The organism is Macrococcus sp. GL_134 (genome assembly GCF_057834705.1).
In genome coordinates this window covers 1,733,324-1,747,199 of the sequence record NZ_CM174409.1, presented here as the reverse complement: position 1 = coordinate 1,747,199, position 13,876 = coordinate 1,733,324, and the positions used below count along the sequence as shown (strand labels likewise).

17 protein-coding genes and 1 riboswitch are annotated in these 13,876 nt (G+C 43.3%); of the genes, 16 read left to right on the top strand and 1 reads right to left on the bottom strand.

The genetic code is table 11. The annotated features are described in order from the left end of the window. Positions 1-6: 6 nt before the first annotated feature. The 8 genes from atpA (at position 7) to fabZ (ending at position 6,585) form a co-directional block, all read left to right on the top strand. Positions 7-1,515 (top strand): F0F1 ATP synthase subunit alpha, encoded by a 1,509-nt coding sequence (gene atpA / locus AC3IPL_RS09175; protein WP_489240766.1) that lies wholly within the window; start codon positions 7-9, stop codon positions 1,513-1,515. A gap of 37 nt (positions 1,516-1,552) precedes the next feature. Continuing rightward, positions 1,553-2,413 carry an ATP synthase F1 subunit gamma gene (atpG, locus tag AC3IPL_RS09170; RefSeq protein ID WP_489240765.1) on the top strand — a complete coding sequence of 287 codons (861 nt, stop codon included), beginning with the start codon at positions 1,553-1,555 and terminating at the stop codon, positions 2,411-2,413. A gap of 19 nt (positions 2,414-2,432) precedes the next feature. Further along, positions 2,433-3,845, top strand: coding sequence for a F0F1 ATP synthase subunit beta (gene atpD / locus AC3IPL_RS09165; protein WP_489240764.1), 1,413 nt, complete (start codon positions 2,433-2,435; stop codon positions 3,843-3,845). A gap of 21 nt (positions 3,846-3,866) precedes the next feature. Beyond that, complete coding sequence (locus AC3IPL_RS09160) at positions 3,867-4,274, top strand: F0F1 ATP synthase subunit epsilon (protein WP_489240763.1); 408 nt, start codon at positions 3,867-3,869, stop codon at positions 4,272-4,274. A 69-nt stretch (positions 4,275-4,343) separates the two neighbouring features. Next, the gene (locus AC3IPL_RS09155) at positions 4,344-4,571 is read left to right on the top strand and encodes a DUF1146 family protein (protein ID WP_489240762.1); all 228 of its coding nucleotides are present in this window, start codon (positions 4,344-4,346) and stop codon (positions 4,569-4,571) included. A 95-nt stretch (positions 4,572-4,666) separates the two neighbouring features. Beyond that, positions 4,667-5,950, top strand: a complete 1,284-nt coding sequence (gene murA, locus AC3IPL_RS09150; protein WP_489240761.1) for a UDP-N-acetylglucosamine 1-carboxyvinyltransferase — start codon at positions 4,667-4,669, stop codon at positions 5,948-5,950. Positions 5,951-5,955: 5 nt separating this feature from the next. Continuing rightward, on the top strand, positions 5,956-6,147 hold the full coding sequence (locus AC3IPL_RS09145) for a DNA-directed RNA polymerase subunit beta (protein WP_489240760.1): 192 nt from the start codon (positions 5,956-5,958) through the stop codon (positions 6,145-6,147). Then, the gene (fabZ, locus tag AC3IPL_RS09140; RefSeq protein ID WP_489240759.1) at positions 6,148-6,585 is read left to right on the top strand and encodes a 3-hydroxyacyl-ACP dehydratase FabZ; all 438 of its coding nucleotides are present in this window, start codon (positions 6,148-6,150) and stop codon (positions 6,583-6,585) included. It begins immediately after the preceding gene. 327 nt (positions 6,586-6,912) lie between these two features. Here fabZ and AC3IPL_RS09135 read toward each other — a convergent pair whose 3' ends face one another. Further along, the gene (locus tag AC3IPL_RS09135; RefSeq protein ID WP_489240758.1) at positions 6,913-7,362 is read right to left on the bottom strand and encodes a YwpF family protein; all 450 of its coding nucleotides are present in this window, start codon (positions 7,360-7,362) and stop codon (positions 6,913-6,915) included. A 216-nt stretch (positions 7,363-7,578) separates the two neighbouring features. Here AC3IPL_RS09135 and AC3IPL_RS09130 point away from each other — a divergent pair, with 216 nt between their 5' ends. The 8 genes from AC3IPL_RS09130 to yidC all read left to right on the top strand — a co-directional run bounded on the left by AC3IPL_RS09130 (position 7,579) and on the right by yidC (position 13,875). Further along, positions 7,579-8,202 (top strand): single-stranded DNA-binding protein, encoded by a 624-nt coding sequence (locus AC3IPL_RS09130; RefSeq protein WP_489240757.1) that lies wholly within the window; start codon positions 7,579-7,581, stop codon positions 8,200-8,202. A 187-nt stretch (positions 8,203-8,389) separates the two neighbouring features. Next, positions 8,390-8,626 (top strand): hypothetical protein, encoded by a 237-nt coding sequence (locus AC3IPL_RS09125; RefSeq protein ID WP_489240756.1) that lies wholly within the window; start codon positions 8,390-8,392, stop codon positions 8,624-8,626. A 301-nt stretch (positions 8,627-8,927) separates the two neighbouring features. After that, complete coding sequence (locus tag AC3IPL_RS09120; protein ID WP_489240755.1) at positions 8,928-9,824, top strand: transglycosylase family protein; 897 nt, start codon at positions 8,928-8,930, stop codon at positions 9,822-9,824. An 85-nt stretch (positions 9,825-9,909) separates the two neighbouring features. After that, a riboswitch (TPP riboswitch) is annotated at positions 9,910-10,006 on the top strand. Positions 10,007-10,055: 49 nt separating this feature from the next. Then, positions 10,056-10,721 carry a thiaminase II gene (gene tenA / locus AC3IPL_RS09115; protein ID WP_489240754.1) on the top strand — a complete coding sequence of 222 codons (666 nt, stop codon included), beginning with the start codon at positions 10,056-10,058 and terminating at the stop codon, positions 10,719-10,721. Then, positions 10,718-11,524: a bifunctional hydroxymethylpyrimidine kinase/phosphomethylpyrimidine kinase gene (thiD, locus tag AC3IPL_RS09110; protein WP_489240753.1), complete on the top strand. Its 807-nt coding sequence runs from the start codon at positions 10,718-10,720 to the stop codon at positions 11,522-11,524. Before tenA ends, thiD begins: the two co-directional genes overlap by 4 nt. Then, on the top strand, positions 11,511-12,296 hold the full coding sequence (gene thiM / locus AC3IPL_RS09105; RefSeq protein ID WP_489240752.1) for a hydroxyethylthiazole kinase: 786 nt from the start codon (positions 11,511-11,513) through the stop codon (positions 12,294-12,296). Before thiD ends, thiM begins: the two co-directional genes overlap by 14 nt. Further along, positions 12,297-12,938 carry a thiamine phosphate synthase gene (gene thiE / locus AC3IPL_RS09100; RefSeq protein ID WP_489240751.1) on the top strand — a complete coding sequence of 214 codons (642 nt, stop codon included), beginning with the start codon at positions 12,297-12,299 and terminating at the stop codon, positions 12,936-12,938. 82 nt (positions 12,939-13,020) lie between these two features. After that, on the top strand, positions 13,021-13,875 hold the full coding sequence (gene yidC, locus AC3IPL_RS09095) for a membrane protein insertase YidC (protein ID WP_489240750.1): 855 nt from the start codon (positions 13,021-13,023) through the stop codon (positions 13,873-13,875). The last annotated feature ends 1 nt before the right edge of the window (position 13,876 follow it).

Genomic DNA, 13,876 nt, shown 5'->3' with positions numbered 1-13,876 from the left:
ACATAAATGGCCATCAAAGCTGAAGAAATCAGTGCGTTACTTAAATCCCAGATCGCAAATTATGAGTCTGGCGTCACTGTAACGGATGTAGGTACTGTAATCCAGGTCGGAGACGGTATCGCATTAGTTCATGGTCTGGACAACGTTATGGCAGGGGAACTTGTAGAATTCCATAACGGTGTGTTAGGTCTTGCACAAAATTTAGAAGAAAACAATGTAGGTGTCGTTATTTTAGGCCCATACAATGAAATCAAAGAAGGCAACGAAGTGAAACGTACAGGACGTATCATGGAAGTACCAGTCGGTGAAGAACTGATTGGTCGTGTCGTTAACCCTCTTGGACAACCTATCGATGGTAAAGGTCCATTAAATACATCTAAAACGCGTCCTATCGAATCACCAGCTACAGGTGTTATGGACCGTAAGTCAGTTGATGAACCTCTGCAGACAGGTATTAAAGCGATTGATGCACTTGTACCTATCGGTCGTGGTCAGCGTGAGTTGATCATCGGTGACCGTCAGACAGGTAAAACAACAGTAGCGATTGATACTATCCTTAACCAAAAAGACGAAGACATGATCTGTGTCTATGTGGCTATCGGTCAAAAAGAATCAACAGTACGTACAGCTGTTGAAACACTTCGTCAGCACGGTGCATTAGATTATACTATCGTCGTCTCAGCATCTGCAGCACAGCCAGCGCCACTTCTATACCTTGCACCTTATGCAGGGGTTGCGATGGCTGAAGAGTTCATGTTCAACGGCAAACACGTATTGATCGTCTATGATGATTTAACGAAGCAGGCTGCTGCATATCGTGAGCTTTCATTGTTATTACGTCGCCCGCCAGGCCGTGAAGCGTATCCTGGGGATGTCTTCTACTTACATAGTCGTTTACTTGAGCGTGCAGCGAAGTTGAACGATGATTTAGGTGGCGGCTCTATCACAGCACTTCCATTCGTTGAAACACAGGCAGGAGATATCTCAGCTTACGTTCCGACCAACGTCATCTCGATCACTGATGGACAGATTTTCTTACAATCTGACTTATTCTTCTCAGGTGTACGTCCAGCGATCAACGCCGGTTTATCTGTTTCACGTGTCGGCGGTTCAGCGCAGATCAAAGCGATGAAAAAAGTAGCAGGTACACTGCGTCTTGACTTAGCGTCTTACCGTGAGCTTGAATCATTCGCTCAGTTCGGTTCAGATCTTGACCCGGCAACTAAAGCGAAACTTGAGCGTGGTAAACGTACAGTTGAAGTACTGAAACAAGATCAGAACAAACCATTGACAGTTGATAAACAGGTTGTCATCCTTTACGCATTGACTAAAGGTCACCTTGATGATATTCCAGTAGAAGATATCACACGTTTTGAAGATGAGTTTCTTGGCTGGGTAGGTAACAATGCACCTCACCTGTATCAGGAAATTCGGGAGACTAAAGGATTGCCTGCCGATGAGAAATTCATCGAAGCAATCAATGCCTTCAAAAAAGTCTTCAAAAAATCTGTATAATACAAGCGATTTATCATGTAAATAAGGTGGTGACATAATGAGTTCACTTAGAGAGATTAAGACGCGTATTACATCGACTAAAAAGACAAGCCAGATCACTAACGCTATGCACATGGTATCTAACTCTAAGCTGCGCCGTGCTGAAGAAAACGCCAAAAGCTTCTATCCTTATATGGATAAAATGCAGGAAACGATTGCAAGTATCGGCAGCGGTAATGACAGTTCTCACCCGATGCTCGTGAAGCGTCCCGTGAATAAGACAGGCTACCTTGTCGTGACCAGTGATAAAGGACTGGCAGGTCCATATAATGCGAACGTCCTTAAAAATGTGACGCAGCAGATTAAAGAACGTCACAACAACAACAAAGAAGCTTATGCGATTTTAGTCATCGGTAGTGTCGGACGTGACTTCCTTAAGTCACGAGGCTACAACGTAGTCGGCGAAATCGTCGGCCTGCCTGAACAGCCGTCTTTTAAATCCATCAAAGAATTAGCATATAGTGCAGTGAATCGTTTTGAAACGGGTGAATTTGATGAACTCTATATTCATTTCAACCATTTCATCAGCGTACTTGAGCAATCTGTTCAGGAACGTCGGATTCTCCCTGTCAGCCAGGATAACTTGAGCGGCGGCGCTGCAGCAAACTATGAATTTGAACCGGACAAAGATGCAATTCTGGAAGTCATTCTGCCGCAGTACGCAGAGAGCTTGATCTACGGGGCGTTACTGGACGCAAAAGCCAGTGAACATGCTTCACGGATGACAGCGATGAAAAATGCGACAGACAATGCGAAAGAAATTATCGACGACTTATCACTACAATATAACCGTGCACGTCAGGCGGCAATCACTCAACAGATTACTGAGATTGTCGGCGGGGCAGCCGCACTGGAATAATCTTTAGGAGGAAATCATAATGGCAGTAGGTCACGTAATTCAAGTGATGGGGCCAGTCATTGACGTTAAATTCGAAAATGGCCAGTTACCAGCGTTAAATAACGCTTTAACTTTAGAAATTCAACGTGAAGATGGCGTTGCTAAACTTGCTTTAGAAGTTGCCCTTCATTTAGGTGACGATGCAGTACGTACAATCGCGATGAGTTCAACTGATGGCGTTCAGCGTGGTGCAGTTGTTACTGATACAGGATCACCGATCTCAGTACCAGTCGGAGATGTGACATTAGGTCGCGTATTCAATGTACTTGGAGAGAAAATCGACTTAGATGAAGAACTTGGTCCAGACGTGCGTCGCGATCCGATTCACCGCCAAGCACCGAAGTTCGAAGAATTATCTACTAAAGTTGAAATCTTAGAGACAGGTATCAAAGTAGTAGACTTGTTAGCGCCTTACATCAAAGGTGGTAAAATCGGTCTGTTCGGTGGTGCCGGTGTAGGTAAAACCGTTCTGATCCAGGAATTAATCAACAATATCGCACAGGAGCACGGTGGTATTTCTGTATTCGCGGGCGTCGGTGAACGGACTCGTGAAGGGAACGACTTATACCACGAAATGAGCGACTCAGGCGTTATCAAGAAGACAGCGATGGTATTCGGACAGATGAACGAGCCACCTGGAGCACGTATGCGTGTTGCTTTATCAGGCTTGACAATGGCAGAATATTTCCGTGACGAACAAGGTCAGGACGTCCTGTTATTCATCGATAACATCTTCCGTTTCACGCAGGCAGGTTCTGAAGTATCAGCGCTGCTCGGCCGTATGCCTTCAGCCGTTGGTTACCAGCCGACACTTGCGACTGAGATGGGGCAATTACAGGAGCGTATCACGTCTACTAACGTAGGTTCAGTAACATCGATTCAAGCGGTATTCGTACCAGCCGATGACTATACTGACCCGGCGCCTGCGACAGCATTCGCCCACTTAGATGCAACAACAAACTTAGAACGTAAATTAACAGAGATGGGTATTTACCCAGCCGTTGACCCGTTAGCGTCTACATCACGTGCATTGACACCAGCTGTCGTTGGCGAAGAGCACTACGAAGTAGCACGTCAAGTACAGGCGACACTGCAAAAATACCGTGAGTTACAAGATATCATCTCTATCCTTGGTATGGATGAGTTATCTGACGACGATAAAAAGACTGTTAACCGCGCACGTCGTATTCAGTTCTTCTTATCACAGAACTTCCACGTTGCTGAGCAGTTCACTGGTCAAAAAGGTTCTTATGTACCAGTTGCACAAACTGTACAGGACTTCAAAGCTATCCTTGAAGGTAAATACGACCATATTCCTGAAGATGCATTCCGTCTAGTCGGTGGTATCGAAGCAGTTTTAGAACAGGCTAAAGGTATGGGCGTAGAAGTTTAAACTACTTAGGAGGAAGCAAATATGAACACATTATCGTTAAATATAGTCACTCCTAATGGCTCAGTTTATGCTACTGATCAGGCTGAACTGATTGTACTGCAAACTGAAACAGGTGAAATGGGTGTCATGGCCGGACATATTCCAACTGTTGCACCCTTGAAAATCGGCGCTGTTCGCGCTACGATTGCTGGTAAGCAGGAATATGTAGCTGTCAGTGAAGGATTTGCTGAAATCAGACCGACAGGCGTCTCTGTCCTCGTTCAGTCTGCTGAACAGTCCAACGAAATTGACATCGAACGCGCAAAAACTTCATTAAGCCGTGCGGAGGAACGTCTGAGTAGTGATCAACAAGAGCACGTAGACTACCACCGCGCAGAAAAAGCATTAGCTCGCGCCATCAACCGGATTGATGTAGCGAAATTCCGCTAGAACTTGATAGGATAAGACATAGTTGAATCATTATGTCTTATCCTTTTTTTATTTTAAGGAGGGAATGTCATGCAGGATATAGGTATTTACGCGCTCATTCATATCATAGTCCATGTCATCTGCGTATGTATCAGTTTCTGGGCGCTCCAATCGCTGCGCACCGATCAGTGGTTCAAAGGAAATCATACGAAACAAATACAAGTACTGCTGATTTTCATGAGTTTCGCGCTTGGCAGCTTAGTCAGCAATTTTATCATGGATATCATTTATTTTTCGCAGCAGCTGACGTGGATGTAAAAATTAATTTTGTAAATTGCGGTGTTTTATTACTGACGGACGAGCGCCATCTGTTATAGTATATAATGTATATATAAGTGTGGAGGAAATTTCGAATGGATACAATTTTAGTAAAAGGTGGTAACAGGCTGACAGGCTCTGTGAAGATTGATGGTGCCAAAAATGCAGTGTTACCTATCTTAACGGCTTCAATACTTGGATCGACAGGGGTCAGTGTATTTCACAATGTGCCGAAGTTATCAGATGTTGAAACAATCAGTCATGTGCTGGACGGATTGAATGTAACCGTGACAGCACAGGACGACAATACATATAGCGTCAATGCAGAAGCAGAGCTCAACCATGTGGCAAGCTATGAATATGTGAGTAAGATGCGTGCCAGTATTTTAGTGATGGGACCGCTGCTCGCCCGTCTCGGCAAAGCCAAAGTAGCGATGCCCGGCGGCTGCGCAATCGGCTCACGTCCGATTGAACAGCATCTCAAAGGATTGACAGCACTAGGTGCAGAGATTGTTCAGGAAAATGGATATTTAGTAGGAACTGTGAACGGTAGATTAACCGGTGCATCCATCTATCTTGATTTCCCGAGTGTCGGTGCGACGCAGAATATTTTGATGGCAGCAGTACTTGCTGACGGCACGACGGTGATGGATAACGTCGCTAAAGAACCTGAAATCGTTGACCTTGCAGATTATTTGAATGCGATGGGGGCAGATATTACAGGGGCAGGGACTGACCGCATTGTAATCAATGGTGTTTCGGAACTTCGAGGCGTTGAACATACGATTATCGGAGACCGTATTGAGGCAGGTACATTTATGGTTGCTGCTGCGATTACGCGCGGTGATGTCTTCGTTGAAGGTGCACGAGCAGATCACATGGCGTCACTTCTGTCAAAACTTGAAGAGATGGGAGTTAAACTTGACGTCAAAGAGAATGGTATCCATGTATCAGCTGACGGCTCGTTAAAAGGTGTTGAAGTAAAAACGATGCCTCACCCTGGATTCCCGACAGATATGCAGGCGCAGATGATGGCGTTAATGCTGACAGCAGATACATCCAGTCAAATGACAGAAACAGTATTTGAAAATAGATTCATGCATGTGGATGAGTTTGTGAAGATGAGAGGTCACATTAAAGTTAATAACCGCACAGCTGTTATATTAAAAGAACAGCTTCACGGTGCAGCTGTTCAGTCGACAGATTTACGTGCTTCAGCAGCATTGGTCTTAGCAGGGCTTGCAGCAGAAGGTTATACTCGTGTGACACAGTTATCTCATCTAGACCGCGGCTATGTGAATTTTCACGGCAAATTGAAAGCGCTCGGTGCAGCTATTGAGCGCACAGGTGATCAACAAGCATTCGTAGAAACGAGGTAAGAGAGATGCAGGTAGAAAAAACAGACATCGTCTATAGAAAACTTCCTATTATGATGATTGTATTGATTGTAGTGATTTTATCTCTATTATTATTTATTATAGGGCTGATGCTGGGTTATGGTATTCTGCATTCACCGCTTGATGTATTCAATCCGAAAACGTGGACACATATTTTGAAACTGACAGGAGCTGCTTAAATGGAGACGATAATGACATTTGATGAAATTAAGAAAGTGATTCCACATCGCTATCCGTTCTTATTGATTGACCGCATAGTAGAGCTGGAAGACGGCAAACGATGTGTCGGCTTGAAACAAGTCAGTGGCAATGAACCATTTTTTCAAGGACATTTTCCTGACTATGCTGTGATGCCGGGTGTGCTCATTGTAGAAGCGCTGGCTCAAGTAGGTGCCGTTGCTATGCTGCGTATGGAAGCTAATGAAGGTAAACTTGCGCTGTTTGCCGGAATTGACAAGTGTCGCTTCAAGAAACAAGTGACACCAGGAGATACACTGCTGCTTGAAGTAGAGATTGTCAAAATTAAGGGACCGATCGGCAAAGGAACAGCAAAAGCAACTGTAAACGGCGAACTCGCCTGCAGCTGTGAAATCACTTTCGCCATCACAGATAATTAATCATAGTAACGTGGCCTTCTAACAGGATTAGAGGGCCACGTTTTGGTTGATAGGGCGATTCTGACGAAAACATGGCTTTCTAACAGGATTAGAGGGCCACGTTTTGATTGATAGCGCGATTTTGACGAAAACATGGCCTTCAAACTGGATTAGAGGGCCACGTTTTGATTGATTATGAGATTTTGACGAAAACATGGCCTTCAAACTGGATTAGAGGGCCACGTTTTGATTGATGGTGAGATTTTGACGAAAACATGGCCTTCAAACTGGATTAGAGGGCCACGTTTTGATTGATTATGCGATTCTGACGAAAACATGGCTTTCTAACTAGTCCAACGATTCAATCTCGTCTTCTTTTTCTTTTAACTTTGGTTTAGAAACCATCATGCGGTTGAAGACCGTGATCAGTTCGCTGCCGCTCAGACCATCTTCTACTAATTGCTCCAGCAGTTGCTCTGCATATGCTTGCCTCAATGTATAAATATGACATTCAAAAATCACTGATATTTTATCTTCCAGCTGCATAATATTCTGGATCGTTGATTCAAATAGCGCGGGATCATTAGCTGTTCTCGTAATCACTACCCGTGTATCCAGAAGTGTGCCTGCTTTTTGATAGGCTTCCATCTTCTCGCGATGGATGTCGTCAATCAATATTTCAAGGAGCCATCCTGTCCCACTGTTCTCTTTATTGATAATGATGCCATCATGCAGCGTGTATTCATTAGTCGCTCCGTCTTCTACTATTTGAAACCGTACCGCCTTAAATGTTTTCATTCCCATCCCTCCACCTTCATTATAGATGACACGATTCTTTCATTCAAAATTATCATAACATGCATTTTTCCTGAAAATGCATCAATTTTGTGCATAACTTGATGAAATACCATCAGTTCATTAAATTATACGCACAATTAAGGACATTTCGCCATATTCTGCAATTTTTCAAAAGATATTCTTCCTATTATATTGGTGTTAGAAGGGAGGTGACATATGATAAACAAAGTTGTGCTTGTCGGACGACTAGCCAATGTGCCGAAATCCAATCAATCGAATCAGAAGACGGGTCATATTTGTGTAACGTTTCCGATTGCGATTGAACGAGGTTACAAACCAAAAGACGAAAATGCGCAGACTGTAGATTTTCTTCATTGCAAAGCTTTCAATAAAACCGCGACTAATATTCTTCAATACTGTAAAAAAGGGTCGACAGTATGCATTACTGGTCAGATTCACAGTAACAAATATTACAAAGCTGGAGAAGAAAAAGCGCAATATTTTACTGAGATTATTGTCGAGAACATTAAGTTTCTACCGAATTTCGGTGTTATCAAGACAGATGATGTGCTGCCACAGACACCGGATGAAATCTGGAACGAACTATCAGATGCTGAAAAGACACATGCCATCATCATGGCCAAAGAAGCGGCGGTGAAACAGTTTATCAGTGAACGGACAGATGAGCGTCTGAACACAGAACCTGTCAAAACAGAAGCGCATGCTGTCATCAGTGAAGAGCAGAGCAAAAAATTCATTGAACAGCTGGATAGTATCGAAGAAACTAGTGACCACTGTGACAAAGAAACAGTTTCCCCGGAAGAACCCGTCATTGCTTAACTGCACTCTCATTACTCACACCCACAAATACCTCTTCAGTCGTGCTGTCTGAAGGGGTATTTATATTGATACCATTCTGTAATCATTACGTAATTTAAAGCGGTCACTTAACATATTGCTGTAACCACAGGTACGGAATTTCGTGTTAAAGTATTATCAATATAAGAAACAAGGGTGGAGGCACACAATGAGAAAGATAGCAGTTATGGCAGGTGCAGTTATCGTATCGAGTATGATAACAATGCCACAGACAGAGGCCTGGTCAAATCGCGACACAAGAAGTGAGTCATTATGGGTGATTGCCGATAAATACGACACGACAATATCCAAAATGAAAAAAACACACAATGATAAATCGGAAGTCATTCAGAGCAATCAAACACTTGATCAATTACTGATGGACACACCCGCCTATCAGAAATGAGAATTATAAAAGGGATTTAACCAATAGATGAAAAAATGAGTATCAATCTCAGTATTGGTACTTTTTTCCTGTAACATTACAGACAGATAACGTCATATTTTGTGAATTTCATATAAAAATAGTGAAGAAACCGTATAGCCATTACTCATTCGACTGTTCAAACGTGTAAATAGGATAATTATTCCATTTGTAATGACGCTGTAATAAAAGGCGATATCTTTTATTTGTCTGTAACCTATGAAATATTTTTATCTGTTATATTATTAGCAGAGTTATAAAAGCCTAGGAGGAAAACAAAACTATGAAAAAATTATTAGCCGTTACAACAGCAGTAGCTGTTTCAGGATCTTTCGCTGCAACTGCAGATGCAGCAGAGCACACAGTAAAATCTGGTGATACTTTATGGGGAATCTCTAAAAGCTATGGTACATCAGTAGAAGCTATCAAAGCTGAGAATGGATTATCATCTAACCTGATCCTTCCTAACCAAGTATTAAAAGTAAATGAAGAAACTAAAACAGAATCTATAAAAACATATAAAATCGTATCTGGCGATACTTTAGGTAAAATCGCTAAAAAATTCGATGTAACAGTTGCACAATTGAAACAATGGAACAACTTATCATCTGATCTAATCATCGCTGGCAAAACATTGAATGTTCAACCAGTTCAATCAGTTCAAGCAGCACCAGCAGTTCAATCTGCACCTGCTACTGTAGCAGCGCCTAAAAAAGTTTACACTGCACCGAAAGCAGCTCCAGCGACTGAATACAAAGCGCCAGCACAGACAACTTACCAAGCACCAAAAACTACAACTTACCAAGCACCAAAAGCAGCACAAACAACTTATCAAGCACCAAAAGCTGTAACTCAAGCGCCAAAAGCAGCACAAACTACTTACCAAGCACCAAAAGCTGTAACTCAAGCGCCAAAAGCAGCAACAACTCAAACATCTACAGCTGGAAGCGGCGCTAACTGGGCAGCACTTGCAGCTTGTGAATCAGGCGGTAGAGCAAATGTGGTCGATGCAACAGGAACTTACCATGGTTTATACCAATTCGACGTACAAACTTGGCACTCAGTAGGCGGATCAGGTGTACCATCACAAGCATCAGCAGCTGAACAAACAAAACGTGCTCAAATTTTATACAGCCAACGTGGTTCTCAACCATGGCCAGTATGTGGCGCACGCTTATAACAGCGCACAAGTCATCCTTCTTGGATGGCTTTTTTATTTGTGTTTTTATAGATAATTCGTTATCCTTAAAGTAATAAAATAACCTATTGACTGCTAGGGGTGCCTCATGGCTGAGATGACTTCGTCAAACCCTTGTACCTGATCTAGTTAATACTAGCGTAGGAAAGCATCCTTCTTATGAGGCCTTTTTCTGCGGAAATAGGTTTTTTTTAATTTTAAGGAGGAATTTCAATGTTTACAGATGACTTAAAGCAGCAGGCAGAACCTATTATTGAAGCGATTTACAATGATCCATTTATTCAAGGTGTCATTAAAGGAACCATCGACAAAGCAGCGGTCCGGCATTATTTAAAAGCTGATCACTTGTATTTGAATGAATTCGCCAAAATATACAGTCTGTTGATCGCTAAACTAGATGATCGTGAGGGTATTAACTTCCTGCTTGGTCAAATAGACTTTGTGATGAACGGGGAAATCGAGGCCCATTTAGTGATGGCAGATTACGTCGGAGAAGATTACCACACCATCATCAAAGACGGTGTGTGGTACCCGGCAAGCGATCACTATATTAAACACATGTATTACAACGCCTACCGCTATGATGATGCCAGCTTCACGATCTGTGCGATGGCTCCGTGCCCTTACGTCTATCAGCAGCTGGCTCTGAAAATTACAGAGCATCATCATTTGACCGGTAATCCGCTGAAACCGTGGGTCGATTTCTATACGGTTCATATGGATGAGCTGTTGATGCATCTGGACCGCTGGGTCAATACATTTGCCGAACAGGCAACAGCCAAAGAGCGGGACATTCTTCGCCGTAATTTTCTCGAGAGCTGTATTCACGAAAGAAGATTCTTCAATATGGCAGCTGTGCAGGAGGAGTGGCTGTTATGATGAAGAGTGCATTATCAATAGCGGGAACCGACCCGTCAGGTGGTGCGGGGACAACGGTTGATCTTAAAGTATTTCAGTCGCGTCATGTGTACGGGATGAGTGTGGTGACGAGTATCGTCGCTCAAAATACGACAGGTGTCCAGCAAGTATTTGATCAGCCGCTGGACGTCATTGAAGCACAGCTGAAAAGTGTATACAGTGATATTATCCCTGATGCTGTCAAAACTGGAATGCTTGCGTCAAGTGACGTGATGGATGTGGTTCGACCGTATATATTGAACAACCGCATTCCTTATGTCATCGATCCTGTCATGGTCGCCAAAAGCGGTGATGATTTACTGGATGACGCCGGGAAAAGTGCCGTGCGTTATAAGCTGCTTGATGTAGCAACAGTTGCCACACCGAATCTACCAGAACTTGAGCGCATTTTGGAGATGACGATTGAAACGCGGGATGATATCGATCGTGCAGGACGACGTTTCATCAATGAAATCGGTTCGCAGGCAGTCGTCATTAAAGGCGGCCATATGGAAGGTGATGCAACTGATTATTTGTTCACTAAGCATGACTGTATCGTACTACCGGCCGAACGGACAGTTACCCGTCATACACATGGGACAGGGTGTACATTAAGTGCTGTGATTGCAGCAGAACTGGCAAAAGGTCGTTCGATTGAAGCAAGTGTGCGGACAGCAAAAGCCTATATTACAAGTGCCATTCAACATGCACCAGGTCTTGGTCACGGTAATGGCCCGGTCAACCATTTCAGTTATATGGAGGAAAGCAATCATGAGAATTCATGACGTAAGAAACGAGGCGCCGCTTGTCCTATGTATTACAAATGATGTCGTCAAAAACTTTACAGCTAACGGACTGCTTGCGCTAGGTGCAAGTCCGATAATGGCTGCTGATCCACAAGAACTGGATGAGTTGATACAGCACTGCGGCGCGGTACTGATCAATATCGGCACTCTGTCAGCAGCAGTGATACCGTCAATCGAAACAGCCATCCAATCAGCAAACCGTCATGCGGTGCCTGTCGTGCTGGATCCCGTCGCCTGCGGAGCTACAGCGTTCAGAAAGAACTTCTGTCTGAAACTGCTGCACCATTATGATATCAGTGTCATCCGCGGCAACGCATCAGAACTGCAGAGTCTGTTGTCAGCAGCTGAGATGAAAGGAACAGATAGTGATACGACTTTGAATACTTCAGCTATTGCCCGTGCAGCAGGACTGCATTTTAGTACAGCTGTTGTCGTGACAGGCCGGGAAGATGCAGTTTGTGTCGATGGACAAGTGATGAAGCTTACAAATGGCACACCGATGTTAACAAAAGTGACAGGTGGCGGCTGCTTATTAGGGGCAATTGTCAGCGCTTTTATATATAATGAAGTTAAACCGACATTGTCGATGCTGACAGAGGCGGTTAGCTGGTATAATATAGCAGCTGAACGCGCAGAACAGCTGGATAATGGGACTCTGCCCGGGCATTTTCAAATGAATCTGCTTGATATGCTGCAGGACACAGGAGAAAATGACATAGTAGAGAATATGCGAGCGGAAGAAGTGAAGTAAATGTTTGATCGACAAATGCTGCAACTCTATTTTATTTGCGGAACGAATGATGTTCCAGATGGTGACATTGAACGCGTGCTGACAGAAGCACTCAAAGCAGGTATTACGATGTTTCAGTTCAGAGAAAAAGGCGAAGGTGCGTTGACAGGTGAGGCGAAGAAACAGATGGCATTGACACTGAAAGAACTGTGTCAGTACTACCAGGTCCCGTTCATTATTAATGACGACTGGGAACTCGCTGTCCATATTGATGCAGACGGCGTACATCTCGGCCAGGATGATCAGGATGTTAAGGAGATCATCAATTATTTTCCGGACAAGATTATCGGATTATCAGTCAGTGACTTCCATGAATATGACCAGTCAGACCTTACGTATGTGGATTATATCGGTGTCGGTCCAGTCTATGAAACAAGCTCTAAAAGCGACGCAAAAAAACCAGGCGGTATCGAACTTATCCGCAAGATGCGCTTATACGATGAAGACATTCCGATTGTTGCCATCGGTGGTATTACAAATAAAAACTGCGAATTGATTTTAAAGGCAGGGGCTGATGGTGTATCGACGATTTCGTCCATCGCCAGAAGTCAAAATATTGAACAAGATGTGAAGGCATACTTGGATTATTATCAGAAAAACTGAGAATCGCTGTAGGAATAGTTTGATACAGTGCTGAAATATGATAAAATAACCTCTATGTGAAAGAATACTACGAGGTGAAGAAATGAAAAAAAAGGCACTACTGCCGTTATTATTCGGTATTATGATTTTTCTTGCAGGCTGTGATTACTCAAAAGAATCTAACCGAAATGGCTTTTTCTATGATACATTTGTTCTACCGCTTGACCACGTAATTCATTGGTTAGGTGCCAATATGGGACACAACTACGGTCTTGCGATCATCGTTATTACGTTAATTGTACGTCTGGCGTTGTTCCCGTTCATGATGAAAACTTATAAGAATCAAAGCATCATGAAAGAAAAAATGAACTTGATTCAGCCGCAGATGAAGGAAATCCAGGAGCGTGTCAAACGTGCACGTACGCAGGAAGAAAAAATGGCAGCCAATCAGGAAATGATGGCATTGTACAAAGACAATAACATCAATCCTTTGAATATGGGCTGTCTGCCGTTACTGATTCAGCTGCCGATCGTTACCGGATTATTCTACGTACTGAAATATCCGTCAACGGGCGGTATTACTGAATATCCTCACTTTTTATGGTTCGAGCTGACAAAGACTGACCTGTTGATGACGATTATTGCAGGTCTTGTCTATGCACTGCAGGCTTATGTCTCTATGCAGAATATCCCTGATGAGCAAAAAGCTCAAATGCGGATCATGATGTTCATTTCACCGATCATGATCGTGTGGATGTCATTCATCTCACCTGCAGCATTGCCGTTATATTGGGCTGTCGGTGGATTGTTCCTCGTATTCCAGACTTGGTTAGGGAATAAGTTTTATAAAACTAAAGTTCATGAAGAGATGAAACCATTAGTGGAAGCACATGAACAGAATCAAGCAAAAGCTGTGAAAAATACAACAGTCGCAGCTAAAAAGAAGAGAAAGAAATAAT